Annotated in this window: 24 protein-coding genes and 1 riboswitch; of the genes, 6 read left to right on the forward strand and 18 right to left on the reverse strand. The window is 42.9% G+C overall.

From position 1 onward, the window contains the following. Positions 1 to 8: 8 nt before the first annotated feature. From B1A85_RS06635 to B1A85_RS06655, 5 genes are all read right to left on the reverse strand, one after another. Positions 9 to 1,289 carry an ABC transporter ATP-binding protein gene (locus tag B1A85_RS06635; RefSeq protein WP_104546075.1) on the reverse strand — a complete coding sequence of 427 codons (1,281 nt, stop codon included), beginning with the start codon at positions 1,287 to 1,289 and terminating at the stop codon, positions 9 to 11. Next, positions 1,289 to 2,134 (reverse strand): ABC transporter permease, encoded by an 846-nt coding sequence (locus B1A85_RS06640; protein ID WP_210404281.1) that lies wholly within the window; start codon positions 2,132 to 2,134, stop codon positions 1,289 to 1,291. Before B1A85_RS06640 ends, B1A85_RS06635 begins: the two co-directional genes overlap by 1 nt. A 45-nt stretch (positions 2,135 to 2,179) precedes the next feature. Beyond that, positions 2,180 to 3,232, reverse strand: a complete 1,053-nt coding sequence (locus tag B1A85_RS06645) for a glycosyltransferase family 2 protein (protein ID WP_104546077.1) — start codon at positions 3,230 to 3,232, stop codon at positions 2,180 to 2,182. A gap of 84 nt (positions 3,233 to 3,316) precedes the next feature. Continuing rightward, positions 3,317 to 4,627 carry a glycosyltransferase gene (locus tag B1A85_RS06650; protein ID WP_104546078.1) on the reverse strand — a complete coding sequence of 437 codons (1,311 nt, stop codon included), beginning with the start codon at positions 4,625 to 4,627 and terminating at the stop codon, positions 3,317 to 3,319. Positions 4,628 to 4,919: 292 nt separating this feature from the next. Beyond that, positions 4,920 to 5,777 (reverse strand): M23 family metallopeptidase, encoded by an 858-nt coding sequence (locus B1A85_RS06655; RefSeq protein ID WP_104546079.1) that lies wholly within the window; start codon positions 5,775 to 5,777, stop codon positions 4,920 to 4,922. Positions 5,778 to 5,919: 142 nt separating this feature from the next. On the opposite strand from B1A85_RS06655, the gene B1A85_RS06660 reads away from it, so the two are divergent. Then, positions 5,920 to 7,125: an HhoA/HhoB/HtrA family serine endopeptidase gene (locus B1A85_RS06660; RefSeq protein WP_104546080.1), complete on the forward strand. Its 1,206-nt coding sequence runs from the start codon at positions 5,920 to 5,922 to the stop codon at positions 7,123 to 7,125. 25 nt (positions 7,126 to 7,150) lie between these two features. Here B1A85_RS06660 and B1A85_RS06665 read toward each other — a convergent pair whose 3' ends face one another. From B1A85_RS06665 to B1A85_RS06675, 3 genes are all read right to left on the reverse strand, one after another. Next, positions 7,151 to 7,498 carry a DUF760 domain-containing protein gene (locus tag B1A85_RS06665; RefSeq protein WP_104546081.1) on the reverse strand — a complete coding sequence of 116 codons (348 nt, stop codon included), beginning with the start codon at positions 7,496 to 7,498 and terminating at the stop codon, positions 7,151 to 7,153. 114 nt (positions 7,499 to 7,612) lie between these two features. Then, complete coding sequence (gene scpB, locus B1A85_RS06670; protein ID WP_104546082.1) at positions 7,613 to 8,137, reverse strand: SMC-Scp complex subunit ScpB; 525 nt, start codon at positions 8,135 to 8,137, stop codon at positions 7,613 to 7,615. A 119-nt stretch (positions 8,138 to 8,256) separates the two neighbouring features. Continuing rightward, a complete protein-coding gene (locus B1A85_RS06675; protein WP_210404209.1) occupies positions 8,257 to 9,357 on the reverse strand; it encodes a peptidylprolyl isomerase in 1,101 nt (366 codons plus the stop codon). Positions 9,358 to 9,715: 358 nt separating this feature from the next. Between B1A85_RS06675 and efp the strand changes: the two genes are divergently transcribed. The 3 genes from efp to B1A85_RS06690 all read left to right on the forward strand — a co-directional run bounded on the left by efp (position 9,716) and on the right by B1A85_RS06690 (position 11,297). Beyond that, entirely contained in the window at positions 9,716 to 10,273 is a 558-nt protein-coding gene (gene efp, locus B1A85_RS06680; RefSeq protein WP_104546084.1) for an elongation factor P, read from the forward strand. Between the two features lie 62 nt (positions 10,274 to 10,335). Further along, positions 10,336 to 10,881: an acetyl-CoA carboxylase biotin carboxyl carrier protein gene (gene accB / locus B1A85_RS06685; protein ID WP_104546085.1), complete on the forward strand. Its 546-nt coding sequence runs from the start codon at positions 10,336 to 10,338 to the stop codon at positions 10,879 to 10,881. A 65-nt stretch (positions 10,882 to 10,946) separates the two neighbouring features. Then, a complete protein-coding gene (locus B1A85_RS06690) occupies positions 10,947 to 11,297 on the forward strand; it encodes a helix-turn-helix transcriptional regulator (RefSeq protein WP_104546323.1) in 351 nt (116 codons plus the stop codon). A gap of 172 nt (positions 11,298 to 11,469) precedes the next feature. Here B1A85_RS06690 and B1A85_RS06695 read toward each other — a convergent pair whose 3' ends face one another. Both B1A85_RS06695 and B1A85_RS06700 read right to left on the reverse strand, forming a co-directional pair. Further along, positions 11,470 to 12,078, reverse strand: coding sequence for a GerMN domain-containing protein (locus B1A85_RS06695; protein WP_104546086.1), 609 nt, complete (start codon positions 12,076 to 12,078; stop codon positions 11,470 to 11,472). A gap of 103 nt (positions 12,079 to 12,181) precedes the next feature. After that, positions 12,182 to 12,973 carry a DUF2993 domain-containing protein gene (locus tag B1A85_RS06700; RefSeq protein WP_104546087.1) on the reverse strand — a complete coding sequence of 264 codons (792 nt, stop codon included), beginning with the start codon at positions 12,971 to 12,973 and terminating at the stop codon, positions 12,182 to 12,184. 770 nt (positions 12,974 to 13,743) lie between these two features. Between B1A85_RS06700 and mgtE the strand changes: the two genes are divergently transcribed. Continuing rightward, complete coding sequence (gene mgtE / locus B1A85_RS06705; protein ID WP_104546088.1) at positions 13,744 to 15,117, forward strand: magnesium transporter; 1,374 nt, start codon at positions 13,744 to 13,746, stop codon at positions 15,115 to 15,117. Between the two features lie 253 nt (positions 15,118 to 15,370). Then, a complete protein-coding gene (locus tag B1A85_RS06710; RefSeq protein WP_104546089.1) occupies positions 15,371 to 16,072 on the forward strand; it encodes an MgtC/SapB family protein in 702 nt (233 codons plus the stop codon). Positions 16,073 to 16,159: 87 nt separating this feature from the next. Here B1A85_RS06710 and B1A85_RS06715 read toward each other — a convergent pair whose 3' ends face one another. The 8 genes from B1A85_RS06715 to B1A85_RS06740 form a co-directional block, all read right to left on the reverse strand. Then, a complete protein-coding gene (locus B1A85_RS06715; protein WP_104546090.1) occupies positions 16,160 to 17,968 on the reverse strand; it encodes a proline--tRNA ligase in 1,809 nt (602 codons plus the stop codon). A gap of 180 nt (positions 17,969 to 18,148) precedes the next feature. Continuing rightward, complete coding sequence (locus B1A85_RS23855) at positions 18,149 to 18,301, reverse strand: hypothetical protein (RefSeq protein WP_168192353.1); 153 nt, start codon at positions 18,299 to 18,301, stop codon at positions 18,149 to 18,151. 46 nt (positions 18,302 to 18,347) lie between these two features. Beyond that, positions 18,348 to 18,500: a hypothetical protein gene (locus tag B1A85_RS23860; protein ID WP_168192354.1), complete on the reverse strand. Its 153-nt coding sequence runs from the start codon at positions 18,498 to 18,500 to the stop codon at positions 18,348 to 18,350. A 37-nt stretch (positions 18,501 to 18,537) separates the two neighbouring features. Beyond that, positions 18,538 to 18,606, reverse strand: a riboswitch (Glutamine riboswitch). 232 nt (positions 18,607 to 18,838) lie between these two features. Further along, on the reverse strand, positions 18,839 to 19,630 hold the full coding sequence (locus tag B1A85_RS06720; RefSeq protein WP_146087143.1) for a hypothetical protein: 792 nt from the start codon (positions 19,628 to 19,630) through the stop codon (positions 18,839 to 18,841). Between the two features lie 331 nt (positions 19,631 to 19,961). After that, positions 19,962 to 20,288 (reverse strand): 2Fe-2S iron-sulfur cluster-binding protein, encoded by a 327-nt coding sequence (locus tag B1A85_RS06725; protein ID WP_104546092.1) that lies wholly within the window; start codon positions 20,286 to 20,288, stop codon positions 19,962 to 19,964. 59 nt (positions 20,289 to 20,347) lie between these two features. Beyond that, on the reverse strand, positions 20,348 to 21,100 hold the full coding sequence (locus B1A85_RS06730; RefSeq protein ID WP_104546093.1) for a tetratricopeptide repeat protein: 753 nt from the start codon (positions 21,098 to 21,100) through the stop codon (positions 20,348 to 20,350). A 28-nt stretch (positions 21,101 to 21,128) separates the two neighbouring features. Continuing rightward, the gene (locus B1A85_RS06735) at positions 21,129 to 21,596 is read right to left on the reverse strand and encodes a phycobilisome protein (RefSeq protein ID WP_104546094.1); all 468 of its coding nucleotides are present in this window, start codon (positions 21,594 to 21,596) and stop codon (positions 21,129 to 21,131) included. 33 nt (positions 21,597 to 21,629) lie between these two features. Next, positions 21,630 to 22,112 carry a 2Fe-2S iron-sulfur cluster-binding protein gene (locus tag B1A85_RS06740; protein ID WP_104546095.1) on the reverse strand — a complete coding sequence of 161 codons (483 nt, stop codon included), beginning with the start codon at positions 22,110 to 22,112 and terminating at the stop codon, positions 21,630 to 21,632. Between the last annotated feature and the right edge of the window lie 50 nt (positions 22,113 to 22,162).

The raw sequence follows: 22,162 nt of genomic DNA on the forward strand, positions 1-22,162 counted from the left end.
GCTACTATCTACTTATTTATGACCTTCCAAGTTCGAGGTTGATAAAATAAACACCTACTGATAGTCTTGTCGGCTTGAACGGTAAATCGAAAAGATTCAACAATATCAAACGAACATACACCGCTTCTAATGTAAATTTTTGCATTATACACGCCAGGTATCAAACAACAATACGGCATTTGTATTTGTATCTCTGTTGCACCTGGAGCAATTGTTAAAATCTCGTTGTCACTAGCAGAAGTGAGATATAAGACGCGATCGTTTTCGCCTGATAAAGATGTTACTAGAACGCCAACATTGGCGTTATCGATGTACTTGTGAGCGAAGCATTCTACGCATAGACTTGTAGGTTCTCCGGACATGGGAGTATCTAAGATATTTCCTTGCTCATCTTTAAAACAAACTGAGGTAATATCTAACCCAAAACTTTCTTCAGGAGATTTTTTAGGCAAAATCAGTGGTCCTGTTGCCTTTTCCATACCACTAAGACACAGGTCTTCTTCATATTTGCGTACAACTGCTTCGGTTTCTCCTGAGGTTATTAATTGACCTTTGGCTAAATAGATTGCAGTATTACAAATATTGAGAATGCTATGCGAGTTGTGCGAAACTAAGACAAAAGCAGTTCCGTTCTCGCGTAATTTTGCGAGCTTGCGGTGACATTTCATTTTAAACTTAATATCGCCGACTGCTAGCACTTCATCGATGAGTAAGATATCGGGATCTGTGTGAACGGCGCAAGCAAAACCTAGCCGTGCAGCCATACCAGAGCTATAATTTTGGACGGGAGCATCAATGGCGTCCCAAATTTCGGCAAAGTCTACAACTTCATCGAATTTTGCTTTAATTTCTTTTGTGGATAAACCCAGAATTGACATATTGGCATAGATATTTTCTCGTCCTGTCAAAATTGGGTTGAAGCCAGCACCTAAAGCAATTAATGGTGCTAATCTGCCTCGAATTTTGACTGAGCCTGTATCAGGGTTAATTAAGCCGCTAATAATTCGTAACAGCGTACTTTTTCCTGCACCGTTTGAGCCGACTAAGCCTAAAGCTTCTCCGCGTCGCAGCTGAAAACTTACGTCTTTTAATGCCCAAAATTCTTGCGATCGCAATCTGGTACTTGTTCTTTTTCTTCCTAATAACTCTGTTGTGATATCCTGAACGCCATAGAGTAAAGATCGTCTCAAGTTGCGACAAAACTTTTTAGAGATCTGCTCTACGCTGATCGCTACTTCGCTATCCTCAGGCTGAATTGCAATTTCTCTATCGCTCAATTCAGTTGTCATTAAGAGCTTATCCTTTCAATCACAAAAGGCATAGATACGCGGAATGTTATCCATGCTAGCAATAATCCCACAAAAGCAAAAAGACTTGCCACCCAAAATCCATGAGGATCGGAAACTACTCCTGTAGTTGCTAACTCGCGTGTTGTTACTAATATAGGAGTAACAGGATTAAGATTGACTAGCAGCCCAAAAGTTCCTTGACTAGGCACGGGAAACACAACTGGCGTCAGAAACAGCCAAAACCCTGTAATCATCGTTATTCCTTTGGAAACATCTTGATACAAAGCGCCGAGTGGTGCTAGCAATAGACCGAAGAATGTGCCCAACATAACTAAATGAATGAGTCCGACAACTGCTAACAGTACTGTCCATCCAACTGCAATCTGAAACCAGAAAAACAAAGCAACGAGCAGCAAGAGTTTGATACTAAAGTTAAAGAAAACTTCTCCCACTTTTGCTAATATAATTGCCTCGCGAGGAAAATTGACTCTTGCTAGCATTGGCTTTGCGACTGTTACTGCTTGCACAGGACCGTTCAAGGCTTCCACAAATGTTTGCCACAATGCTGTGCTGAACATGACGTACGCAGGATAAGGTAGGTCTGTTACGCCTACATTGATGACGTTAGCGTCATTTGCTAGTGTAAATCCTGCTGCCATGACGATTGGCGGTAAAAAAGCCCAAGCAATGCCAAGAAAAGACTGACGGTACTGTGCAGTGATATTGCGTACCATCAGCCGCCAAGCTAATTCCCGCGAAGCTAGTAAATCGCGTCCCATTTGCTTGAACAACCGAATTGGATGTCGCAGTTTACTATGGGGCGTATAAACGATTTCAGGTGGTATTCGCCGCAGGCTGGAATTTTTCAAGATCTGTCCTCTGACGCACCTTTAAACTGTTGTTGGGGTCTTTTGTTGCAGAAGTTGGGGTGTTTGACTTTGTTCTACTAGAGGCTGTTTGCGGGCATAGCGATCGGTAAGATATTTGTTGAGCGTCTTATCGATATTCACGAGCAGCTCTTCTACTTTTTTACTTGGGCGCTTGAGAACCATCTTGCTGATCTTTTGGCTGAAGGGTTTAATGATTGTCATTTTTCTGCGCCAGCCTAAACCGTTGTACCGATTTTTGAAGTACTCATCCTCGGTAAGGTTCCATTTATCGCGCAAACGATGTAAACTTGCTAGTTCCCATGCATCGCTCCACCGCAGCATATAGAAGGGTATGTCTGTTAATTCTAGGGGAGGTCCTGGTACATAGGTCACGAGCGAATCCGGTTCGAGGTAAACATTTCCGCCTGCTTCCATGACAGTCATGCAGAAGTCTACGTGTTCTTTTGTATTTAACAGCGCTTCATCGAGCATTCCTACTTTTTCAAAGATCGCTGTTCGTACCATCATGCAATGAAACTCAGCAAGTCCGGTTTGTTGTCTTTGCAGTTGCGGACGCACATCAGCCACTTTGCGCCCTTGCTTGTAGATTTTTTCAATAATCCGGCGGCGCGTGCGATCGCCTTTGGTTTCGATTTTGACTCCCGACTCTCCGCCCGCGCAGTGAACTTCTTCATGCACTGGTTCGCCTTGGCAAATAAGCGGACTTACGATGGTTGCGTTGGTTTCTTCTGCACACTTTACGAGTTGTTGCAGCCAACCCGGCGTAACGACGACATCGTTATCGATAAAAACTACATATTCAGTGTTAACCTGCGCTAATCCCAAGTTTCTAGCTTTATTAGGAGAGAGATAGTGTTCGGTGCGAATCAGTTGAAATTGCTTTTCCTGGGCTTGTTCTTCTAAATAACGTTTAATTTTTGCTGGCGAACCACCATCAACATATACCAACTTGAAGGGGATCTGCGTGTTTTCGTAAATACTTTCTAACGACGCTTGCGTACAGCTGAAACGTTCGCGCGGTGAGACAACGATTGTAACTTGTGGTTCTGACATTGCTAAAAACTCCCTTCTTTGTTTGTCGTTGCAGATAATTGTATATATTTGTAAAGGTTAGTAGCGATCGCAAGTTGTACTCAGCTAAGTCTTAACTTCTGTATTATTCGCTACATTACTTGTCTTTAGAGAACTTCTACGCACAAAACCTTGTGTTAGTAATTGTTGATAGATTTCTACTAGTTCATTATTGAGTTTCTGAAGATCGTAACCTGCTTCTACTTGTGCGCGAGCCGCGCGTGTCACTGAATCCCAAATTTGGGGATTATCCAAAAGATAGGTTATCTTCTGGGCGATCGCACCAGCATCGCGCTCTGGTACTAAAAATCCTGAGACATTGTCCTCTATTAGCTCAGGAATTCCTCCGTGATACGTAGAAATGACAGGTATCCCGATTGCCATTGCTTCTTTTAATACATTTACTGGAGCATCTTGATCGCCATTTTTAGCAGTTACACTCGGTGCGACAAATATATGCGATTTTTTAAGAATTTCAATAATTTCTTCTTGATCTTTCCAGCCGAGCAACTTAACTCGATCGCTGACACCCAAATCTGTAATCAACTGTTGCAATTGTTGCTTTAGCGGTCCATCACCGATTATTTTATACTCAATATTCGGCTTTGATTTAATTAATTCGGCGATCGCTCTGATTGCATATTCTATACCTTTTTTTTCAACAAGACGTCCATTTGTTACAATTTGAATTTTATTAGCAATATCTATCTTAGGAGGGTTAAAAATAAATCGCTCGCAGTCTAAGCCTGAGCGATGTACCATGACTTTATCTTCTGGACAACCTAACTTCAAAAGGCGCTGTCGAAAATACTCGCAATTGGTCAAAAAGAAATCACCTACATTAAATAGTTGATCGTATACGCCATTGCCATATTGCTGAATAAATTCACTGATATCAAAACCCCGAAAGGAAACTACTAATTTTCCCTGCATTAACCCAAACTTTCGCAGGATCATAGCTTCGATGCCACACGGACCAAACTGGCAATGAACAATATCATACTGGCGTGGTTTACCTAACAGTGGAATAACTCTGTATAAGGGTCGCAAGGAGATAGCCCGCTTGCCATGTTGAAAAACATTCAGCGTTCTCAACCAAATTCCAGGACTTTTATTCAGCTTTGTTGCTAGCAAACTAGACGCTTTGAGGTACCGCCATAAAAGATTTTTAGGTAAATCGGGAATAGAGTAGTAATACGTTCTTGCTAACAATTGATATTTTTCAACATCTGGATGCACTTTAGAAGCTTTGACTTCTGATTCTTGGAAGGCATAAATATCAACTGAATGACCGCGTTCAATTAATCCAGTAATTTGATTAAGAATAAATGTTTGCGATAATTCAGGAAAGCCTAAGACAACGAAGGCTATTTTCATACCAAATTGCTCATTTGTGTTTACCCGACTACCCTCGCACGCACTTATTTCTTAGCCAAGATAATCTAACTGTACCCAGTTCTTCAGCTAGAGTCTAGCAGTTTTCTCAAGGAATATTATGAGAACCTTCTCATTTTTTGAGCAAGAAATTAATTTTCGTTTGGTCAACGAATTTTAAGCAAGCAAAACAATACTTTTCATAATTACGACATTGCAGCAAGAAACAGTCCTATAACAGTATACAGTTATATTTTTTTACAAAACCCACAGAAATGATTTACAGCTAACTGAGTCACAACGTAGGTTCTTCAGCAACCCAGCCAAGCGAGGAGTTATAGCGAACTTCAAAGTGCAAATGAGGTTCAGCCGATGTACGTTCTCCGGTTGTACCTACAGTTCCCAGCACTTGTCCTTGTTCTACAATTTGTCCCGTAGTTACACTAACTTTTTGTAGATGGGCGTAGCGAGTTTGGCGTCCTTCTGCGTGGTTGACAACAACGAGATTGCCATAACTTCCTTGTTCGCCAGCAAAAGCGATAGTTCCAGCAGCAACAGCTTGTACGTTAGTTCCTACAGGCGCTAGTAAATCCACCCCGCTATGAAAGACAACTTGACCGGTATTAGGGTTGATTTGCCAACCGTAACCCATCGCTACCGGTGCTTTTGTTGGTAATGGATATCCTGTAAGTAAACTACTGGCACTTGTACTAGGGGCTTCTGGTGACCAATTGACGCCAGGAACGAAGACAAATTGCGATACAGGTTGACAGCCATTTGCTTCAAATAAAACATCAGCGCGGACTTTGTATTTGGTAGCAATTTGCTGCCAAGATTGATTAGGTGGCACTTCCACCCGAATTCCATTGAACGGCGGAATGACAATTTCACTACCGACAGTGAGTTGTCCTGTGCGCAATGTGGGATTAAAACCGATAAGCGTGGCAGAAATAAGATTATATTTTTGGGCGATCGCCTCTATGGTTTCGCCTGGCGCTACTTTGTGGCGAGTGAGCCGCGATAACGCAGGTGGAGGACAGCTGCTAGTTGCTGTTGAAACATTGTTACTCGGTGCAGAATTGGCTGCAGTAGTGAGAAGTAATAAGCCTAGAGGTAGTACCGTTAAAAGTGTTGAGTAGCTTAAAGTTATCATACCGGTACAGCGAATGAGATCTCTACTAAGTATCCATTATCTTTTTGCGTACTGCCAAAAGCGGAAAGATCGATCTCAGGGCTTGATTTCTTGACTAAACTTAAAAGTTAGCATCTACTTGCTGTGTATAGGCGGAAGGAGTATGAGTTTATCGTTCAAAAATTTGACGGCAGCGGTGGTTTTGCTTGCGATCGGAGGTGGGGCTGGGTGGTGGAGTAGTCGCTACTTCTCAAGTCAGCATTCGCTAGAAGAATTGACGACAGTACCAGTCATGGTACCACCTGTATCTGGACTTGTGATTCCGGAGACCACAAATAGCACAAGCCGCATCGATGACCGCAACTTTATCGCCTCAGCAGTAGAAAAAGTAGGACCTGCAGTTGTACGTATTAACGCAACGCGCAGGGTTGCTAACCGCCTTCCAGAAGCTTTTAATAATCCTCTACTACGCAGATTCTTTGGTTCAGAGCGAGAAATTCCAGAAGAACGCATCGAACGCGGTACAGGTTCAGGTTTTATTCTCAGCCAAGATGGTCGTGTCCTAACCAATGCTCACGTTGTTGCCGAAACGGATACTGTACAAGTCACGCTCAAAGATGGTCGGAGTTTTGAGGGTAAAGTTGTCGGCGTGGATAACGTGACAGATGTTGCTGTTGTCAAGATTAAAGCGAATAATCTACCCACAGTCAAGCTAGGTAACTCGCGCAACTTATCTCCAGGACAATGGGCGATCGCGATCGGTAATCCGCTAGGTTTAGATAATACTGTAACTGTTGGAATTATTAGCGCGACAGACCGCTCTAGCGCGCAAGTAGGAGTTCCTGATAAGCGCGTTAACTTTATTCAAACAGATGCTGCCATCAATCCTGGCAACTCAGGTGGTCCGTTGTTGAACGCTGAGGGTGAGGTGATTGGTGTTAATACTGCAATTCGGTCAGATGCACAAGGACTAGGTTTTGCGATTCCGATTGATACTGCTGCCAGAATTGCCAATAAACTATTTACGCGAGGACGAGTTGAACATCCTTTTTTGGGGATTCAAATGATCGACCTCACCCCAGCTACTAAAGAAGAAGTTAATCAGGAAACGAATCTCAAGATACAGCAAGAACAGGGTGTATTGATCGTGCGCGTCATTAGAAAATCTCCCTCGTATCGTGCTGGTCTACGCGAAGGTGATATCATTCAAAAGATTGATGGTAGACAGATTCGCAAAGCATCTGAAGTTCAAGAGCGCGTTGAAGCTAGTGATGTAGGAACGGTATTGAATTTAGAAGTGAACCGCAATGGCAAAATTGAAACTGTTCGAGTAGTGCCAGAAGCTTTTCCTGTAGACGAGCTTGGCTAGAAGTTTCCACTTCTGCAATTTTTGCTCATTGTCCCCCACTCGAATCGCGCGGCAAAGACACAGAATCCGCCAAGTCGTCAAGATGCATGCGCTGTTCCATCTGACGCAGAAAATACCCTGTCATCATTGCAGAGGCAAGCAATCCGGCTAAGTTATCCCGGTCTGTAGAAATTTTCACGTTAAAATTCTCAGAAGGCAGCATACCAACTAACCCTTGGACATTCTGAGAAATGATTTCTTTTATTTCTGGACTAACCGAGCGAGCAACGTGCGCTAAAATCTCTGGTGATTGACGTTGCAAATAGTTTAATAGGGGATTCGTTTGCGACTCTTGGTGAGAGTCATCGCTGAAAAAATCAGGATCGAAGACCATGGGCAGTTCTGTTTAGCAGTGCTGATATCTAATGTAACTCATTGTAATAGATAGCACTTCTTGCCTAAGAGTGGTTCTCGCCATACAGCAGTATTACGAATATATCGACAAAAGTCACTCATTTGTTGATTTTTCTGGCGGAGGTGCTTCTTGGGCGTTATCAACGCTTAGCACGTGCGGTAGTTGTTCGAGTTGAAAATATTGGTAAAACTTATCGGTAACGTCGAGTAAAAAAGAGCGACCGTCTCCAGACCGGCGCTTGCGCACAAAACCTAGTTTTACAAGTTCCTGAACGTGTTGATAAGCTCCTGATCCCCGCAAGTTGACGAGTTCTGTTTGAGCGATTGGCTGACGCAGCGCGATCGCTGCCAAAGTGCGCAAAGCTCCTACACCAAGTTCGACCGGAATCAGTGTTTGCACGAGTTCTTGAAAACTCGACCGCAGTTGTAAGCTGTAGGTACCTGAGCTAGTTTCGACGACCTCTAAAGCGCTGTCGCGGTGCGCATAGTCATCGATGAGTTCCATCAGTCCTTCCTCAACGGTATGGCGATCGCAGCCGGCATACTCAGCTAATTGCGCGATCGAGAGTGGCTGACCCTTAAGATATAAAATTGCTTCAATCTTATTTGCTAAACGCATTCACCAAAGGTCAGAGGTCAGGGGCTAGAGATTAGGGTAGGGACAAAGAGCGCGAGGTTAGTAGTTGGTGAATGGAATTCATTTAGTATTTTTTCCTCTACTCTTTGTTTCCCTATGTTTTATTGCGGTTGTACTAAATTTTCTGCACCGCGAACAACTTTGGCAGAGATAATTTTATCTCCTTCTTTGAGTTGTTCTAACACTTCTTTGCCTTCGATCAGATAGCCAAACACTGCATAGCGACCATCTAACAGATTGCGCCCAGCTGGAGTCAGCTCAGGTTCAAACAAAAAGAAGAAAAATTGTGAGGAACCGCCATTGTTATCAAACTCTGGGCGTGCCATGGCAACAGCGCCATAGGCAGAAAAGGGTAAAACTGGTTCTTCGCGATAGCGACCCGCTTGCTCTAAGGTGATGCCATACGTAGGAACTGGATCGCCTTTCACAAGAATTTCCAGAGGAATGCTGCGGTATTTTCCTGTTTTTGGGTCGATAAATCCTTGTTCTGGTCCTGGTGGATCTCCGGTTTGGAGAACATAAGAATCCTCGGCGCGAATAAACTCTAAACCATCATAAAAACCTCGCTGGACTAAATCGACGAAATTACCCGCAGTAACTGGAGCGCTATAGCCGTCTACAACAACCGTCAGATTACCCTTGTTCGTTTCCATTTCTACAGTGGCACGACCTTTGAGTTGTGGTAAGTTACTGTACTCAGCGGGAACCTCGTAGGGAAACTCTTGTACCATTAACTCTTCAAGCGTACTGACTAAATTCAGAGCTTTAGCTCGTCCTATCCAAAGTTGCTCCTTATCTTTCGAATCAGCTGCTTGTCGCAAGTCGTTAATACTAGCTTGTAATTCATCGATCAGAGATTCTGCTTGTGGTTTTTGCTCGTCAGGAATGCTTTTGAGCAGTTCATCGTGACGCGAGTTGAGGACGCGAGAAGCTTGAGAAATATCTTTAGAAATCGCACCCCAACGCCGATTTGCCCGCAGTTGGGTAGCAATATCTTCTAAGTTAGCTTGTAGATCCCGCACAGCTTGATTATCGATCGGCAACGAGTAGCGTAATAGCGCTTTGCCATCAGTGATCGCATTTCCAGCTGGTAACGCTGCATTGCTAGCAGGAGTCCACCCAGCAACGCTTGTACCAAAAAACATCGCGATTAGCAGCAGTAGTATGGTGCTTTTTTTCCACCAGTAGTTCAAATTTGTCATGAGATAGCTCAGATGCGGCATGAATATAACGTTAGGCAAGTGGGCTACCTGGGATTTGTGTTTGCCCTTCACCCATTGCTTGTCTGCCTGACAGTTGCAATTGACGAGGTATCGACTCATTCATAATCTTGCCACAGTGCCGTTCACTTCCTAGTTCAAAATTTAAAAAACGACGCGATCAGGGGTGAGTGATGCGTGGCTAGTGAATAGTCATGAGTTTTGAGTTAGATAGACAATGTTCTTCTTCCTCTGTATCTTTGCTCCTCTGCTCCCTCCGCCTTTTCTGCTTCGACCCCTTCTATAGCACTACGCTGTAGAGGTACAATGAGATGCCGATTGTCTTGCACTATATTGTTTCATGATTTCCAGTAATGATTTTCGACCTGGCGTCACGATAGTCTTAGATGGTTCCGTATGGCGAGTTGTAGAGTTTCTCCACGTCAAACCAGGAAAAGGTTCCGCATTTGTTCGAACTAAGCTAAAAAATGTTCAAAGTGGCAGCGTTGTCGAGCGAACGTTTCGTGCAGGGGAAACTGTACCCCAAGCTAATTTAGAGAAAAGGACGATGCAGCATACCTATAAGGACGGTGACGAATTCGTCTTTATGGATATGGAAACCTATGAAGAAAGCAGGCTGAATGCTAACCAAATAGGCGATCGCGTTAAATATCTTAAAGATGGGATGGAAGTCAATGTCGTTCGTTGGGGCGATCAAGTTCTTGAAGTCGAATTGCCGAATTCTGTTGTGCTAGAAATTGTCCAAACCGATCCAGGAGTGCGTGGAGATACCGCGACAGGTGGCACGAAACCTGCTATTGTCGAAACCGGCGCAACTGTGATGGTGCCTTTATTTATTTCACAAGGCGAACGTATCCGGATCGATACGCGTAACGATACCTATCTAGGTCGAGAATAGACGCGCCAAGCGCATTGCGCATCACGCGTAGCCAATAGCTAATAAATGGGGTCAGACAAACTGTGCCACTTGATTTTAATGAACTTCGGCAACTTATAGCCACTATTGCTCAAACTGATATTGCGGAACTTACGCTCAAAAGTGACGAGTTTGAATTAACAATACGTAAAGCCGTTGGCATCAGTAATGCACCGCTTTCTGGTTCGGGTTCGCCAGCAGGAGGAATAATAGGTATAGAATCGCCTGCAGCCGCTACACCTACAACTGTAGCTGCATCAGATAATCAATCAGACGTGGCGCGCAAAACTGACGTGCCGACGAGTGGATTTAGTGCTGGGCAAGCTCCTACATCACCTAAAGACCAGAAACTACTGGAGGTGATTTCTCCAATGGTAGGAACATTTTACCGCGCTCCTGCTCCTGGCGAACCTGCATTTGTGGACGTGGGCGATCGCGTCAGAAGCGGTCAGATAGTCTGTATTATTGAGGCGATGAAGCTAATGAATGAAATTGAAGCTGAAGTTTCTGGACGAGTCGTAGAAATTCTCGTCCAAAATGGCGAACCTGTTGAATACGGACAAACATTGATGCTTCTCAGCCCAGATTGATCTTGTACGCTGTTGCAATCGAGGAATTATTGCTAAAATTTAGCAGTTCTTCTAGATTAAATTTGATGAAGTCAGCGAAGCCTGTGCCGCCAGAAGTTGTGCAACAAGTAGCTGATTACTTTAGCCTTCTTGGCGAACCGATGCGGCTGCGCCTACTACATTTGCTCAGCGATGGTGAAAAATGCGTGCAAGAATTGGTAGAGGCAACACAAACTAGTCAAGCAAATGTTTCTAAACATCTAAAAATCATGTGGCAAGCGGGAATTCTCAGTCGCCGCAGTTGTGGAACTTCGGCATATTACCGCATAGAGGATGATACGATCTTTGAATTGTGTAACGTAGTATATAATCGCCTTGCCAACCGCATTCAACAACAAGCGAATTCTTTTCGGGTGTTGAATAGCAATCATCAGTAAATGAGTAGCGATCGCCTATTAATTATTGATCGCAACTATTTTTGCCAGTGGTACGAGTGATTAGTAGTTAACTGTGATGCAGCGAGTTGTTCGCTAACGACTAATACATGACAACCAACTACTAATGACCCTTAACAACTATCCGATCGCGAGCATTCATATCGCTCGCGACTTAGAGTTGAAAATTCTCATCGAAACTTTGTCTGGTGAGAGGTTGATTTAGCTCGATGCCTTCTCCACCTAGATATTCTAGTTTTTGACCTTCGACATCAATCCACACTTGGGCATTGGGATCGAGAGTTGTTGCTGTATAAACGACTTGTGCTAAACGACCGCTCATCGAAGCGCTACCGCCGCCACTCGTGAACTCTGAAGATAAATCAACATGAACTCCATCGTTTTGAACTCTAACGCTGCGTAGTTTGGTTCCTGGAGGAATCGTGCTACTAACAGCATCGTTTGTCGGTCCAGCTAAGAGTTGCTCAAACGCAGTTTGCAAAACAACATTCGGCTGATCCGAATTGACTGTAAACGAGGTGGGTACGACTTCGATACTCGTCCCAGTATCTCTTAACCAATAAACTTGTGCGGTTTGATTAATCCCTGGCTGAATTGATGGATTCGTTGATGGTGAACTAGGCGTTGTAATTGCCTGCTGTGAGTTGGGAATTTGTGCCGAACGAAACGCCCACCAAGTGCCAGCACCACCTGCCACTAGAACACCTGCTACTATGCCAGCAATTACACCAGCAGGAACGCGTTTAGCTCTTTGTTGTGTCATGGGAAAAACCCTCCAAAAGAATAAGGTTAGTCGTGGTGTCAGGAGAACAGCAAACAATTCAAATTAAAGTGGATCGAAGATGAACACTGTGACTGTATTCAGGCTATAGCTGTTTCAATATGCGCGAAGATGTTTCCACGCGGATAAAAGCCGCAATTTCTAATTTTTGCGGACTTACATTCAATTGTAAAATTCTGGCTTGAATTCCGGCACTTTGTAAACTGCGCAAATCGAACTGCTGCGAAAAATTTGTGGCGATCGCACTGACAACTTGCTCGGGGACTTTCTCTTCGTTAACCAAAACGACAGGTAAAATTAGCTGAATTTGTCTTTCAGAAACGACACCTAATCCTGACTCTACTGTAATTCTCAATGGTTCAACGTCATCTTGTGTCAGTTCCACCTGAAAACGGATGCGATTATTTGCTAAGAATTGTATCCGAGGCTGCGAGAAATTGAGTTGTTGTACCTGTTGCGTACCTCTACCAAGTTCACCAATTGTGATATTCAGTAATCGACGAGCGATCGCGTTAGATTGTAGCGCCTGGTTAACATCTTGCTCGGTTAAAACCAAGCGTATTCCTGCTTGCAATGGCTGCTGAAGTTGAAGTCTACTACTGAAACTTGCGGTATCAAAATCAACTGCGTCTGTTTCTACTTCTAAAACAGCAAGACGAATGTTTTGTTTTAGCTGTAGCGCACGCCCAGCAATTCGCACGCGCTGTATCTTACCTTGTAGCAACTGATGCGTTGGAACATTATCAACGCGGACTCGCAGTGTTTCTACTTGGGCGAACTGAGAGCGAATAGTGTTTTCTGCAATGCGTTCTACAACACCGCCAACCGGTGAAAGCAATCCTAGCAAGCCTGCTAGAAGAATCGTTAACAGTTCCATAACAGGAGTGATTTCCTGTAGCTCAACTTGTTCATTTTGCGTCTTGCTATCGTCATACGGGCATTGCTCACCTTACATCAAATTCAGTCAATTGGGTAGTAAGATATACTTTTGTTATTTTTTTAGATAAAACATGGAAGATTATCTAATAAGAATTACCCAAAGTTATCTTTGCTTTAAGCGTGACTTAGCTTGTTATTGAAAGTCACGAATAACTTTACAGCTAACGCGTTTAAAAAATCTTTTAGGTTGACACGCCATTTTTTTGCATTTAACCTAGAAATAATAGCAAGTTACAAATTAAAAGTACAAATTTGTAGCTTGTTTCTTTTTCCTCATCATCTGTGGAGATTAAAAGATGGAAGTTCCTGGTAGTAGTAGTATCACTACACTCCAAGAATTTATTTCGGTAAACGTAGTCCCAGCTAAAGTTATTGCTGCAGTTGCTGGACGGTCGAGAGAGTAGGGGTTCATCTCTGGTCGCCAGTAAACGCGGCGGCTGCGGGGAAAGGAGGTAAACCCTAAACAGATTACAGCACATTAATGAAATTACTCAAAGCTAATAATTAATCTAAATATCCGCAGAGCAAAAATATGCAAAAATCGCGCTAGCGATTGCATAAGACTGTTCTGCAAAAATCTAATTTTCAATATCTCTAACTGAGAAACTACCTGTTAATTGAGTAGGTTTCTCAGACACATCCTGCTAAAAAGACGACTGAAACATTTTAGTTCAGTGGTATCAGTCATGCAGAAAAAGGGAGATAAATATGCGTCACAATATTTTGAACGAATTTTTATTACAACCTTTTGCCCTAGAAGCTGCCAAAAAAGAAGCCAACCGTCTACCTGCAGCTGAATTAGTGCAATCGATAATGGAAATTAAGCCGCACAAGCGCGTACTCGCTTTTCGACTATTGGAAAAACAAAAAGCGATCGCTGTTTTTGAATATCTTCGTCCGGAACAACAAGCCGATCTAATTCGCGCGATGGAAACTCCAGAAGTGATGAGTCTGCTAGAAGCATTAGATCCTGGCGATCGCGTGCGGTTGTTTGAGGAACTTCCGGCAAAGATTACTAAACGTCTGCTTGCCAATCTCAGTCCACAGGCGCGTGAAGGGGTAAATTTACTGCTAGGGTATCCAGAACGAAGTGCTGGACGCTTAATGAGCTTGCGCTATCTTGCTGTCCGCGACAGTGTTACCGTGCAATCACTGCTAGCGATCGTTCGCCAATCAGAATTACACGACAATGAACTGACACTCGTCTTCGTGGTTGATGCCGATCGCTACTATCGTGGCTTTGTTCGTACAGTGCGGTTAGTCAAATCCTCTCCCGAAGAGACTATCAGTCACTTGCTCGAAGGAACCAATATTGCTATTAGAGCTAGCGATCGCGATTTACAAGCCGTGCAATTGCTCAAAGACAACGATCTACCCGCAATTCCTGTTGTAGATAACGAAGGACGGCTCATCGGTGATATCACCTTTGATGATGTTATTGATTTAGTGGAAGAAGAAGCCACAGATGCAGCACTTGCCCAAGGTGGAGTAGGCAATTTATTGCGTCGCGACAAAGTATGGAGCGAGCGTCTGATCCGCGGTTCTTCTTGGTATGCAATTCAGTTGCGAATTCTGTTCTTAATTATCACTTTGATTGGTGGAATGCTAGTCGGTGGAGTTATTGAACGCTTTGAAGAAGTACTAGAAGCCGTGAGTGCAGCTGCAGTTTTTATTCCTTTAGTAATGGATATGGGAGGAAATGTCGGAACTCAATCTACGACCGTGTTTGCACGTGGAATAGCATGGAATCACATTAATGTCAATCGTTTTTTGCCTTATCTGCTACGCGAATTACAAATTGGCGCATCAATGGGTGCGATCTTGGGATTAGTAGCAGGCATTATCGCCTACTTCTGGCAAGGTTTACCAAATGGTATTCCACAACTCGGAACGGCTGTGGCAATTTCGCTATTTTGTGTAATCGCGCTGGGCGCAGTACTTGGTGCAATCTTACCTTGGATCATGCTGAAACTTGGCTTCGATCATGCACCAGGAGCAGATCCGTTTATAACAACAATCAAAGACTTCACTGGACTTTGGATCTACTTTACTCTAGTAGGCTGGCTTGTAGGTATTGACTAGCCGACATAACCTGCGCTTGAGGAACAAGTGGTAAAATCTCTGCGGTTGAAACTTCTGAGCGAAACAAAGTGCTGTGGCAATTGCAAGTCTTCCCTATAAGCGAAGGTGGAATGCGAATACGATATAGATTACCTACGCGCAAGCTGACATGTTCTCATCCTGCAAATCTTTTCAGTTTAGAAGAGGAATTGAGGATGAAGACGACAACTCACATGCATAGCTCTAATGACGTTAACCAATGTAAGCAAAGATGATGGAGTGGACAGATTTTGCAGTTCGCCTAGCAGTTGCCTTTTTCTTAGGTTCAGCAATTGGTTTAGAACGACAGTGGCGACAGCGCATGGCAGGATTACGTACTAATACCTTGGTGGCGACCGGCGCAGCCTTATTTGTGATGCTTTCTGTTCTGATTCCTGGAGAAGCCAGCCCTACGCGCATTGCAGCTCAAGTTGTGTCTGGGATTGGTTTTTTAGCAGGTGGCGTTATCTTACGCGAAGGTTTGAGCGTTCGAGGATTGAATACAGCAGCAACAATTTGGTGTGCAGCGGCGATTGGTTCGCTGGCAGGAGCAGGGTTTATAACTCAAGCAGTGATTGGCTCGATTGCAGTTTTAATTGCTAACATTCTCCTACGTCCATTGGGCTATCGCATCAACCAGGAACCCCTACAAGGAAGCGAGATAGAACTGTGCTATCAATGTTCCTTAATGTGCCGAAGCAAAGATGAAGCTCACGTACGAGCATTGTTGCTGCAAGCTCTCAGTACTAGCACGATGAAGCTACGTTCATTGCGTAGTGAGGATTTAGAAGATGCGGCGGATCGCGTTGAAGTAGAAGCGGAAATGCTCACTCAAAACCGCGACGATCAGCTTTTAGAGCAAATCATTAGTCGATTAAGTTTAGAACCAGGAGTCATTGCTGCGAGTTGGCGAGTTATTGAACAAGAGTTTGGCTAAGTTTAGCAGAGGAAGAATACTGTTTTCCATATAACTCAAAACTTTCAGAATGTCCTAAGCATATTGACCATTGCTGTAGAGTGCTTTTTATCCGTGAAGTGCAGTATCTATCCACTGCTTCAGCGTTGCAACTACTGCATCAATCGCGATGTCTTGTGATTTGCGGCTTTTGCGTTCGACAACTTCAACTTTACCTTCAGCGAGCGATCGTCCCGTCACAATGCGATAAGGAATCCCAACAAGATCTGCATCTTTGAACTTAACGCCCGCGCGTTCGTCGCGATCGTCAAGCAGCGTCTCGATTCCTGCTGCATTTAGTTGTTGATAAAGCTTTTCGGCAACTTCTACTTGTTGCGCATTATTGATGTTTGGAATCGTTACAATCGCGTGATAAGGCGCGATCGCTACAGGCCATATAATACCGTCTTGGTCATAAGATTGCTCAACCGCAGCTTGTGCCAAGCGCGAAACTCCCACACCATAGCAACCCATGACTAAAGGAACTTCTTCACCTTGTTCGTTGGTGTAGGTAGCTCCCATTGCTGCGGAGTATTTTGTTCCTAATTGAAAAATGTGTCCGATTTCGATACCTCTAGCGCTTTGTAAGGTTTGTTCGGGGTTATGAATTGCGCGATCGCCGACGCGTGCTTTTCGCACATCGACAATATTTTCTGGTAGTTTAAATTGCTCGTTCCAATTTGCTCCAACGACGTGATAACCTAATTCGTTGGCTCCTGTTGCAAAATTGCGCAAATCCACAGCCGTTTTATCAACTAACCGCAAAAACTGCGGGTGTATTTGTTTATCGGTACGAATGTAGTCATCCGCAATATCAGGGGCGATATATCCTAGCGGTAAAGGTTTTGCTGCCCATTTTTGTTGCATTGTTGCGTCTGGTACAGTGAGCGCGATCGCGGTTTTTCCACCATACTGCGGAGCAAGGCGAGTTATCTCATTTTGCAACTTCACTTCATTAACGTCTTGATCGCCTCGGATACTAACAATCACTAGTAGCGTTAACCCACAATCGAACACAACTTGATACAACACATTTTTCACAACTTGTGTAGGGGAACATCCTAACACGTTACACATTGTGTCAATCGTTGGCGTGCCTGGCGTTTCGCGTTTTTCATAGGTTGTAAACGGTGATGGTTCTGCTTCAGGTGGTAGCGACACAGCTTTTTCTACATTAGCTGCATACTTTCCGTCTTCGGTATAAAGAACTTCATCTTCTCCTGCATCTGCTAACACCATAAATTCTTGCGAAGCTGAACCACCAATCGCACCTGAATCAGCTTCCACTGCGCGAAAAGCTAACCCACTCCGCCGCAAAATATTGCTGTATGCACGGTGCATGTCATCATAAGTTTCTCGCAAGCTGGCTTCATCCGCATTGAAAGAATAAGCATCTTTCATAATAAACTCGCGTCCGCGCATCAAACCAAAGCGGGGACGAATTTCATCGCGGAACTTCGTTTGAATTTGATAAAGCGTTTGTGGTAACTGTCGATACGAGCGGATCGTATCGCGAGCTATGCTTGTAATAACCTCTTCATGTGTTGGCCCTAAACCTAATTCGCGCTCTTGTCGATCCTTGAGCGCAAACATAATACCTTCTGCTTGCGTATACGTATCCCAACGCCCTGATTCGCGCCACAACTCCGCTGGTTGTACTTGTGGTAACAAACACTCCTGCGCGCCGATCGCATTCATCTCCTCGCGCACGATTTGCGAAACTTTCTGTAGCACCCGCCACATCAAAGGTAAGTAAGCATAGATACCGCTACCGATGCGACGAATATAACCTGCACGCAATAAAAGTTTATGGCTGGGAATCTCCGCTTCGGCTGGATCTTCCCGTAGTGTGACAAAAAGCATTTGAGACAGTCGCATCGCTTGTTCCCTTCTTGTGATCTAGACGATCGTCATCTCAGTTCAGTCTAAAACATCATTAAGCCCAGATTTCAACTCACTTTACTTTATGGTTCTAAACGTAAAAACCTGGTTCAAGAGCCAAGAACCAGGCTTTTGCTAAGTTATCTATCTAAATGCGATAGATATACAGTACGCGATCTAGTTGTAGTAGTTTTTTTCTGCTTCCAACTGCTGAATGAGCTTTTCATCACCTTTAGCTTTAGCAACCTGCAAGCGATGCTCTAAGCTTTTTTGAATATTGGCACGATGAGTCTCAGCCGCGTTCCGGAAGCGCTGTAATGTATCTTTCATCACAATACACCTCTTAACTTAACGACTAACACCTTGTTGAAGAAATCTATACGTCTGCGATTTCTTCGATGCCTGCACGTTGTAACATCGATTGCTGACGGTTTTGTTGGCGTTGACGACGTTCACTCATAAGCAAACGCGCTTGAGCAGTAACAAAACGGGAATCTTGATTTTGGATACCAATAGCTTTATTATTCATTTTCCGCCTCTTTCTTAAATGTGTAGTGTGCGATTGAGGCGCGTTCCTTCGGGAGTGTTCCCTACTTCCGTCTTCCTGAATCTGAAAGATCAGAAAGATGAACGATTTATCCTTCTATCTTTATATCAATCATAAATCGGGTAGGACTTCTACCATTAGGTAGAAAACCGTACATTTTTTGTCTGGCTTTCCACCTCACTAGAAAATACTAAAATATAACCACATGCAGTTTAGGAAAATCTAATAATATTTATTTAGACTCTCCTACAACTTAATTTATTTTTGCTTTAGTCAAAGAGTTTAATCAAGCTAAGTAACTTATTTTTTATTTACTGGATTTAACTATTAGTAGGAGTTAATAGTAGTCTCCTGTGGGTTTCGTCTAGAGCTATTTCTTCAATCATGACAGGTAAATCTTGAATAATTCGAGAACATTTTTTGATAAAAGCTGCAACCCACTCTTTAACTATCCGATGTTGTTGAGCAGTAATAGTTTCTGTGATTGTGCCATGAAATACAAGTTCAGCAGACCGATTAATTTGGAAATTGTCTAACCAGTCAAAATTAGGACGTGTTAACTGCCAATAGTTAACTGTAAGCTTTGTTCCTATATAATTGCTACTAAATTGACTCAGGCGATTTAGCGCGTTGAGCAACTCTGTAATGTTAAGAGCTCCTTCTTCTAAAGGGAAAGAAGAGTGTTTTAGAGCGGATAATTCAGGTTTTAGTTGAGTTGAAAAAGCTTGAAGTTGAGAAAAAGTTTCTGTTAAAATTTTAAACGTTTTAATTGTCAGATCGAGATCTTTCTGGAGGATAGCTTTTAACTGCTGCGCTGCCAGTGCTCGCAGTTGATTTTTAGCAATATCCGTATCAGTTATTACTAAAAAACTTAGACTTTCATTTAACTTGTAGCTATATGCATAGCATCCCATAACTTGAAATTCAAGATAATCCTCTTCTGAAGAAACAATGGTAATTCTTTGCTGAAGAATTTCAATCAAACTGTGTTTTTCCCGCCCCTCTATCTTTCGGTTGTTGGCATATAAATACCGTATAGATTTTTCCTGAGTTAGGGCAACTCCTAGAACTCCAGGTATCTTTAGAAACTCATGAATAAATTCCTGGTACATACTGGTACATATACTAAATTATTGACAACTATAATAATTTTTCATGACTACAAAAAAATCATCAGTAATTTACTACTGCTTAGTTTTGCTTCAATTATTAGTATGGCATTATAATGTGCACGATTTTAAGTCATTTGTGAATGCATTGTTTTGATTTTGGATAAAAGTTAATAAATGGTGGAAAATTCAAAAGAAAGTAAAGGTAATTAGTAATTAAACTACCACCCTACCAATATGTCTAGAAGTACTATACAAATCTTCTAAAATTTATTTAGCTAAACTTGCAGTAATTACCTTAATTATACAGCCAAAACTTCTTCTTAAATTACTTTTAAGACAATTCAAATAATTCCTCTTCTTGGTGAGTCTTAATAATACAATCAGATTGAGGATAGGCTTTACATGTAAGAACGAAACCAGCTTTAAGTTCCTTTTCGTTTAAGAAAGAGTGCTCTGACTGATCGACTGAACCTTCAAGAACTTTGCCAGTACAAACAACGCAAGCACCTGCTCGACAAGCATATGGTAATTCAATGTTTTGCGCTTCAGCAGCATCAAGAATGTACTCATCGCCGCAAACTTCAATCGTACTGTTTAATTTGTGTGCTTCGCTAACAAACGTAACTTTATAAATTTTGTCACTGTTTCTCTTTAACATTTTTAGCTCCTGATACAGCTACTGTGGCTTGTTGTCAAAGTTGGAAATGAATGATTGTTTCAAGAAAACAAGCACCCTACAGATAGTTTTTCTTCATTATTAGTTTTAGTTTGTAAACTTAAATCATGACACTTCTTGCTAAAGTCCCGTGCTGCTTGGTAGCCTGCAATATTTCCATCTTCAAAAAAGAATTTTGTAGCTTCGCGCAAATCTGCTAAGGCTGCCCTTTTATCTCCTAGCTCAGCGTGAATAAGGCTTCGATTATAATAAGCTTGGGCATAGCTAGGATTGATAAGAATAGCTTCAGTGTAATCTTTGATCGCGGCTTGGAGATTTCCTAAACGTTGGTAAATCGAACCTCTATTGTAGTAGTTTTCAGCCTTAGGATTAGTACGAATATCTTGGTTACAATTCTCAATTTCTTGCAAATCGCTAACTATTTGGGCAATTTTTGCCTGCTCATTGTGTAGGCTTTGGGTATAGTTTTGTAAGTTATTAGTACCTTGGCTTAATGTAGTAGTTTGTTGCTGTACTTCTACTAATTGTTGAGTTAACGTACTGATGTGAGCTTGGGTCTCATTGTTTTCTCGTGTAATGTGGAGGATCGTACTTTGCTGGTGCTTGACTTCATTTAAAATTTGTTTGCGATTTGCAAGATTGAGCGCTACCGCTAAAGACAGCGGAATAGAAGCAAATAAAGCTTGTTGAGTAACGACAGACGCAATTGAGCCGCTAATCGCGCTCAGTACTGACACAATTTCTACAATGTCCTGCCAACGACTCTGTGATAGAAATTTCAAACTTTGTTGCATGGTATCAAAATTCCTCTAGATAATTGCTTTAGCCGAGTACAATGAGATTGAGTTCTAAAATTGGATGCAACAGAAGTGCTTCTTGGGGAGTTAGAAATTGGTTAATCACCTCTGGCATCACTTCAAATGTCGCCTTGCAAGTTTGGTCAAATTGATAAGACTTTGCAATGGTGTTATGCCAAAGTAAAAGACCTTCTCGTAGGCGATCGCGTTCGTTGAATAACAAAGCAGCTGCCGCATACCGTAGTAGTTGTGCAATGTCTCTTCGCCACACTTCTGTGAAATCTCCAGCAGCATTAAGAAATAAATTAGGGTTGAGGGTTCGCAATTTCGTTTCTACTCGATTGATAATTTGAGCCTCGGCAGCGCGAATTTTCTCATAAGCACTCACGCGTTGCTCCCATGATTGAAAATAGCTTCTGAGAAACTGAAGTTCCTCCGTTTTGGCATAGCGGCCGTCCGCTTCTATACTTAAGCGGGCTAGTTGTGTTAGCATATTTTTCTTGTGTTTGGTAACAATCTATCTTTATTAAGCTTCGCGGGTACGGGCAAGGTAGGCTTCTACTGAGGTACGCGTGTCTTTGAGTTGGCTAATCATCGAACGAGTAATCAACTTGCCAGCTTCTACTAAAATTTTGCCTTCCAAGGGATGCAGGATGTCTTGCTCGGCACGGCGACCTATTAGGGTTTCAATATCTTCAATCGCATTAATATGCATTCCAGCAGGAATCTCAACGACAACACCATCACCAATAACTCGCGCCTGACAAGCAAGGCGAGAATTGGGCTGTGCTGTCGCGATCGCCTCTAACGTCCGCTTTTCTCGGCGGTTAAGCGGAGAAAGACTTTCCATACCACTTTTGATGTAAACGTGGCAGGTAGAACACATTCCTCGCCCAGAACACTCTGGAAGAATATTTAGTTCACTAGTTAGTACTCCACATAAAAGGTTGTCATTGGTTTTGACGACGGTCTCTAGTGCGATAGGTTCTAGTTTTACAATCTTGGTCATGTTTGATGCTCCTTTCATCAACAAGGTTGATAGCACCGAAACTCGTCAAC

Origin of the sequence: Chroococcidiopsis sp. TS-821, from assembly GCF_002939305.1 — a bacterium.
Classification (GTDB): Bacteria; Cyanobacteriota; Cyanobacteriia; order Cyanobacteriales; family Chroococcidiopsidaceae; genus Chroogloeocystis.